Origin of the sequence: Pseudomonas wayambapalatensis, from assembly GCF_049942315.1 — a bacterium.
Taxonomy (GTDB): Bacteria; Pseudomonadota; Gammaproteobacteria; order Pseudomonadales; family Pseudomonadaceae; genus Aquipseudomonas; species Aquipseudomonas wayambapalatensis.
In genome coordinates this window covers 1-6,640 of the sequence record NZ_JBNFMU010000119.1, presented here as the reverse complement: position 1 = coordinate 6,640, position 6,640 = coordinate 1, and the positions used below count along the sequence as shown (strand labels likewise).

Below are 6,640 nucleotides of genomic sequence, written 5' to 3'. Positions count from 1 at the left end.
GAGGCCGGGTCAGTTGGCGGTGAGCTTGAGGTTGTCAGCCGCCGGCTTGCCGTCGAAGGTGGTCACGCCTTCAAGCCAGCGGGCCTTGTCTTGTGGGTGGTCCTTGAGCCACTGGCGTGCCGACTCCAGCGGGTCCTTGTGGTCGAGCAGCGGCTGCATCATGCGGCTCTCGTCCTCGGCGCTGAATTTCAGGTTGGCCAGCAGGCGGTTGGCGTTGGGGCAGCGTTCGGCGTAGTCGGGCGCGGTCACGGTCCAGACCGTGGCACGGCCTTCGTCCGGGCCCAGGGCGTCCTGGCTGTCACCCAGGTAGACCATGTCGATGTTCACGTTCATCGGGTGCGGCGCCCAGCCGAAGAACACCACGGCCTCCTTGCGGCGCACGGCGCGATCGACGGCGGCGAGCATGCCGGCCTCGCTCGACTCGACCAGCTGGAACTTGCCCAGGTCGAACTTGTTGCTGGCGATCATCGCCTTGATCTGGGTGTTGGCGCCCGAGCCGGGCTCGATGCCGTAGATCTTGCCGCCCAACTCCTTCTCGAACTTGTGGATGTCGGCAAAGCTCTTCAGGCCCTTGTCGGCCAGGTACTTGGGTACTGCGAGCGTGGCGCGGGCGTCTTCCAGGCTGGGTTTGTCGAGCACCTTGACCTGCTTGGCATCGACGAACGGGGTGATGGTCTGGGTCATGATCGGGTTCCAGTACCCGAGGAACATGTCCAGGCGCTTGTCGCGGATGCCCGCGAAGATGATCTGTTGCGAGGCGCTGGTCTGTTTGGTCTGGTAGCCCAGGCCGTCCAGCAGGACCTGGGCCATGGCGCTGGTGGCGATGACGTCGGTCCAGTTGACCACACCGAGGCGCACGTTCTTGCAGGCGGCGGGCTCGGCGGCGAAAAGCGGGGTGACCACGGTGGTGCTGAGAGCGAGGGACAACAGGCTGCGGCGGATAAAGCGATGCATGGTGGCTCTCCATCGGCAGTGCGTATTGTTATGGGATCCGGCCTCTGCGGGCCGTGGGAAAAAAGTTACGCCCATGGCACAGTGGGCAATCGCACGCTGGCGACCAAGAGTTGCACTGCAGCGACCACCCACTTCCCAGGAGTCAGCGATGCCGGAAACGATCCAGTTTCTCCTCTTGCCGGGATTTTCTGCGTTGGGCTTCATCAGTGCGGTGGAGCCCTTGCGGGTGGCCAATCGCTTTCGCGGAGCGCTGTATCGCTGGCAGGTGCTGAGCCTGGACGGCGGCCCGGTGCAGGCCAGCAACGGCATGTCGGTCAATGCCGACCAGGCGCTGTCTGACAGCGAGCGGGGAGGGATGCTGCTGGTTGTCGCCGGCTTCGAGCCGCTGGCCTGCTATGGCCCTGTGCTGCAACAGGCGCTGCGGCGCGTCGAGCATGACGGCGGCACGCTCGGCGGCATCGATACCGGTGCGCTGGTGCTGGCCGAAGCGGGCCTGCTCGACGGCTATCGCGCGACCTTGCACTGGGAGGCGCTGGAGGCGTTCAAGGAGCGCTATCCGCGCCTGCAGGCGACTCAGGAGCTGTTCGAGATCGACCGGCGGCGGATCACCTGCGCGGGAGGGACGGCGTCCATCGATCTGATGCTCGACCTGATCGCCCAGGCCCACGGCAGCGAGCTGGCGATCCAGGTGTCGGAGCAGTTCGTGGTCAGCCGTATTCGTCCGCGCCAGGACCACCAGCGCATGGAGATCGCCACGCGCTACGGCATTCGCAACAAGAAGCTGGTGAAGGTGATCGGCGAGATGGAGCGCAATACCGAGCAACCGCTCAACACCCAGGTGCTGGCCGATGCCGTGCAGGTGACCCGTCGTCAGTTGGAGCGCCTGTTTCGCCTGCATCTGGACGACACGCCCAGTGGTTTCTACCTGCGGCTGAGGCTGGACAAGGCTCGGCAACTGCTGCGCCAGACCGATATGAGCGTGCTCGAAGTGGGGGTAGCGTGCGGGTTCGAGTCGGCGTCGTATTTCACCCGCTGTTATCGGGCGCGGTTCGAACGTTGTCCGCGGGAGGACAGGTTGGCCAGGGCGGTGTGATGGGGGCTGCGCTGGCCCTTTCGCGGGTTTGGCCGCGAAAGGGCCATTAGATAATCACTGCTGCCCCACCGACTGCAGATACTCCGACCGCTCATCGCTGCGCTGCGCCACGCAGGTATTCCACGCCGCTTCAAAGGCCTTGCTGCCGGGTTTCTCGGCATAGGTCTCGACCTTGCAGTCGGCATCGCGCAACTGGGTCCAGAGCTTCTCGGCCGCCTCCATGCGTCCGCTGAGCGCAACGGCCTTGTCGTTTTCGTCCGCGTACTGGTCACGGATGCGCTGGATCAGGTCGTCATAGGCGGCCTTCAGTTCGCGTTCGGCGGTCTGCTTGTTGTACGCCGCGCACGCATAGGTCTGCTGGTCGGTCTCGACGTTGTCGCAGGGCGTGCTTTCTTCTTCGGCGGCCTGGGCGCCCAGCGCCACGAACAGCAGTACCAGCCATGCCTTTGATTTCATCCGTTTTCTCCTGAACAGGCTGACGAATCGTCGAGATTCTCGCTCAGCCTAGAGCCGGGTGGTAGAGGGCAAAGAAAATGTTCATGAACGGTTCTTGTCGAGACTCGCTCTCATTGCCCAGCAGCGCGCCAGAGCTTGCCATGTCGCTCATTGACGCTTTCGGCAAACCCCCTGTCGTTTTTGCATCGGGGCGACACAGGCCGCAGGCATATGCTGGCCCCAAAGCGCCGGCACACGATTCGGCGTCGCCCAACTCGACAAAAGGGGACAGCCTGATGAGCCCAGCCGAATTACACGCCGACAGCATCGTCATCGATGGCCTGATCATCGCCAAGTGGAACCGCGAGCTGTTCGAAGACATGCGTAAAGGCGGGCTGACCGCAGCCAACTGCACCGTGTCGGTCTGGGAAGGGTTCAAGGCCACGGTCGACCAGATCGCCGCCAGCCAGAAACTGATCCGCGACAACAGCGACCTGGTGATGCCGGTGCGCACCACAGCCGACATCCGCAAGGCCAAGGAGCTGGGCAAGACCGGCATCCTCTTCGGCTTCCAGAACGCCCATGCGTTCGAAGACCAGATCGCCTACGTGGACGTATTCAAGCAGCTGGGCGTGGGCATCGTGCAGATGTGCTACAACACCCAGAACCTGGTCGGCACCGGTTGCTACGAGCGTGACGGCGGCCTGTCGGGCTTCGGCCGCGAGATCGTCGCCGAGATGAACCGTGTCGGCATCATGTGCGACCTCTCGCACGTGGGCTCCAAGACTTCCGAGGAAGTCATCCTCGAATCGAAAAAGCCGGTCTGCTATTCCCACTGCCTGCCGTCGGGCCTTAAAGAGCACCCGCGCAACAAGTCCGATGCAGAGCTGAAGTTCATCGCCGACCACGGCGGCTTCGTCGGCGTGACCATGTTCGCGCCGTTCCTGGCCAAGGGCATCGACTCGACCATCGACGACTACGCCGAGGCCATCGAGTACACCATGAACATCGTCGGTGAAGACGCCATCGGTATCGGCACCGACTTCACCCAGGGCCATGGCCAGGAATTCTTCGAGTACCTGACCCACGACAAGGGCTACGCCCGTCGCCTGACCAACTTCGGCAAGATCATCAACCCGCTGGGCATCCGCACCGTGGGCGAATTCCCCAACCTCACCGAGACCCTGCTCAAGCGCGGCCATTCCGAACGCGTGGTGCGCAAGATCATGGGCGAGAACTGGGTGAACGTTCTCAAGGATGTGTGGGGCGAATAAAGCCGCACTCCGAGCCTGAAAGCCCTTGCCAGCAACGCCGGGGCATCCAAACAAAAAATTTTATGGAGTTGAGTTTCCATGGCCAAGATCGCCCCGCAATTGCCAATCGAAGTCGACAGCGAGACCGGTGTCTGGACGTCCGATGCCCTGCCGATGCTGTACGTACCGCGGCATTTCTTCGTCAACAACCACATCGGCATCGAGGAGGTGCTGGGCGCCGACGCCTATGCCGAGATCCTCTACAAGGCGGGTTACAAGTCCGCCTGGCACTGGTGCGAAAAAGAAGCCGAGTGCCATGGCCTGGAAGGCGTGGCGGTGTTCGAGCACTACATGAAGCGCCTGAGCCAGCGTGGCTGGGGCCTGTTCGAGATCCAGGACATCGACCTCGACAAAGGCACGTGCAGCGTCAAGCTCAAGCACTCGGCGTTCGTCTACGTGTATGGCAAATGCGGCCGCAAGGTCGACTACATGTTCACCGGCTGGTTCGCCGGTGCCATGGACCAGATCCTCGCTGCCCGTGGCAGCTCGATCCGCACTGTGGCGGAGCAGGTCTATGGCGGTTCTGAAGAAGGCCACGAAGATGGCCTGTTCGTTACAAAGCCGTTGTAAGCCGGAGAGAGCGTCATGGCATTCGAAGCAATGTTCCAGCCGATCCAGATCGGCAAGCTGACCATCCGCAACCGCGTGCTCAGCACCGCGCACGCCGAGGTCTACGCCACCGATGGCGGCATGACCACCGAGCGCTACGTGAAGTACTACGAAGAGAAGGCCAAGGGCGGCATCGGCCTGGCCATCTGTGGCGGCTCGTCGGTGGTTGCCATCGACAGCCCGCAGCAATGGTGGGCCTCGGTGAACCTGTCCACCGACCGCATCATCCCGCACTTCCAGAACCTCGCCGACGCCATGCACAAGCATGGCGCCAAGATCATGATCCAGATTACCCACATGGGCCGTCGCTCGCGCTGGGACGGTTTCCACTGGCCGACCCTGATGTCGCCGTCCGGCATCCGCGAGCCGGTGCACCGCGCCACCTGCAAGACCATCGAGGTGGAGGAGATCTGGCGGGTGATCGGCAATTACGCCCAGGCCGCGCGCCGGGCGAAGGAAGGTGGACTGGACGGCGTGGAGCTGTCGGCGGTGCACCAGCACATGATCGACCAGTTCTGGAGCCCTCGGGTCAACAAGCGTACCGACGAATGGGGCGGCAGCTTCGAAGGCCGCATGAAGTTCGGCCTGGAAGTACTCAAGGCGGTACGCGCCGAGGTCGGCGACGACTTCTGCGTGGGCATGCGCATCTGCGGTGACGAATTCCACCCCGATGGCCTGAGCCACGAGGACATGAAGCAGATCGCCGCCTACTACGACGCCACCGGCATGATCGATTTCATCGGCGTGGTCGGCTCGGGTTGCGACACCCACAACACCCTGGCCAACGTCATTCCCAACATGAGCTACCCGCCGGAGCCGTTCCTGCACCTGGCGGCCGGCATCAAGGAAGTGGTCAAGGTCCCGGTGCTGCACGCGCAGAACATCAAGGACCCGAACCAGGCCACGCGCATTCTCGAAGGCGGCTATGTCGACATGGTCGGCATGACCCGTGCGCACATGGCCGACCCGCACCTGATCGCCAAGATCAAGATGGGCCAGATCGACCAGATCAAGCAGTGCGTCGGTGCCAACTACTGCATCGACCGTCAGTACCAGGGCCTGGACGTGCTGTGCATCCAGAACGCCGCGACGTCCCGTGAATACATGGGCGTGCCGCACATCATCGAGAAGTCCACCGGACCGAAACGCAAGGTGGTGGTGGTCGGCGCCGGCCCTGCCGGCATGGAGGCCGCACGGGTGGCCGCCGAGCGTGGCCATGACGTCACCGTGTTCGAAAAGAAGGAGCAGATCGGCGGGCAGATCACCATCGCCGCCAAGGCACCGCAGCGCGACCAGATCGCTGGCATCACCCGCTGGTACCAACTCGAGTTCGCGCGTCTGAAGGTCGACCTGCGCCTGGGCACTGCGGCAGACATCGCGACCATCCAGGACCTGCGCCCGGACATCATCGTGCTGGCGGTGGGCGGTCATCCGTTCATCGAGCAGAACGAGCACTGGGGCGCCGCCGAAGGGCTGGTGGTCAGCAGCTGGGACGTGCTCGACGGCAAGGTCGCACCGGGCAAGAACGTGCTGGTGTACGACACCATCTGCGAATTCACCGGCATGTCCACCGCTGATTTCATCGCCGACAAGGGCAGCCAGGTCGAGATCGTCACCGACGACATCAAGCCGGGCGTGGCCATGGGCGGCACGACCTTCCCGACCTACTACCGCAGCATCTACCCCAAGGAAGTGATCATGACCGGGGACATGATGCTGGAGAAGGTCTACCGCGAGGGCGACAAGCTGGTGGCGGTGCTCGAGAACGAATACACCGGGGCCAAGGAAGAGCGTGTGGTCGACCAGGTGGTGATCGAGAACGGCGTGCGCCCGGACGAGGAGCTGTACTACGGGCTCAAGGAGGGTTCGCGCAACAAGGGCCAGATCGACATCGACGCTCTGTTCGCGATCCAGCCGCAGCCGATCCTCAGCCAGCCGGGCGAGGGCTACCTGCTGTACCGCATCGGCGACTGCGTGGCCCAGCGCAACGTGCATGCGGCGATCTATGACGCCTTGCGGTTGTGCAAGGACTTCTGATCGATCTGTCGGCACACACCGGCCCCTGTGGGAGCGGGCTTGCCCGCGAAAGCGTCAGCACCAACAACAGGGGTGTCTGACCTGGTGCATTCGTGTGCAAGCCCGCTCCCACGGGGGCCGGTGTGTGCCGACAGATCGATCAGAAGTCCTTGCACAACCGCAATGCGTCATAGATCGCCGCATGCACGTTGCGCTGGGC

At 63.3% G+C, this 6,640-nt stretch carries 6 protein-coding genes; 4 read left to right on the top strand and 2 right to left on the bottom strand.

Annotation, left to right across the window (positions count from 1 at the left end):
• Window positions 1-9: 9 nt before the first annotated feature.
• Window positions 10-954, bottom strand: coding sequence for a choline ABC transporter substrate-binding protein (choX, locus tag ACPZMI_RS06250; RefSeq protein ID WP_186667461.1), 945 nt, complete (start codon window positions 952-954; stop codon window positions 10-12).
• Window positions 955-1,102: 148 nt separating this feature from the next.
• Here choX and ACPZMI_RS06245 point away from each other — a divergent pair, with 148 nt between their 5' ends.
• Window positions 1,103-2,047 (top strand): GlxA family transcriptional regulator, encoded by a 945-nt coding sequence (locus ACPZMI_RS06245; protein WP_151925302.1) that lies wholly within the window; start codon window positions 1,103-1,105, stop codon window positions 2,045-2,047.
• A 54-nt stretch (window positions 2,048-2,101) separates the two neighbouring features.
• Here the strand turns inward: ACPZMI_RS06245 and ACPZMI_RS06240 are convergent, their stop codons facing one another.
• A complete protein-coding gene (locus ACPZMI_RS06240) occupies window positions 2,102-2,503 on the bottom strand; it encodes a lysozyme inhibitor LprI family protein (protein WP_054891723.1) in 402 nt (133 codons plus the stop codon).
• Window positions 2,504-2,778: 275 nt separating this feature from the next.
• Between ACPZMI_RS06240 and ACPZMI_RS06235 the strand changes: the two genes are divergently transcribed.
• The 3 genes from ACPZMI_RS06235 to dgcA all read left to right on the top strand — a co-directional run bounded on the left by ACPZMI_RS06235 (window position 2,779) and on the right by dgcA (window position 6,441).
• Window positions 2,779-3,756, top strand: a complete 978-nt coding sequence (locus tag ACPZMI_RS06235) for a dipeptidase (RefSeq protein ID WP_186667463.1) — start codon at window positions 2,779-2,781, stop codon at window positions 3,754-3,756.
• A gap of 78 nt (window positions 3,757-3,834) precedes the next feature.
• The gene (locus tag ACPZMI_RS06230; RefSeq protein WP_054891724.1) at window positions 3,835-4,365 is read left to right on the top strand and encodes a DUF5943 domain-containing protein; all 531 of its coding nucleotides are present in this window, start codon (window positions 3,835-3,837) and stop codon (window positions 4,363-4,365) included.
• Window positions 4,366-4,380: 15 nt separating this feature from the next.
• Entirely contained in the window at window positions 4,381-6,441 is a 2,061-nt protein-coding gene (gene dgcA, locus ACPZMI_RS06225) for a dimethylglycine demethylation protein DgcA (RefSeq protein WP_054891725.1), read from the top strand.
• The last annotated feature ends 199 nt before the right edge of the window (window positions 6,442-6,640 follow it).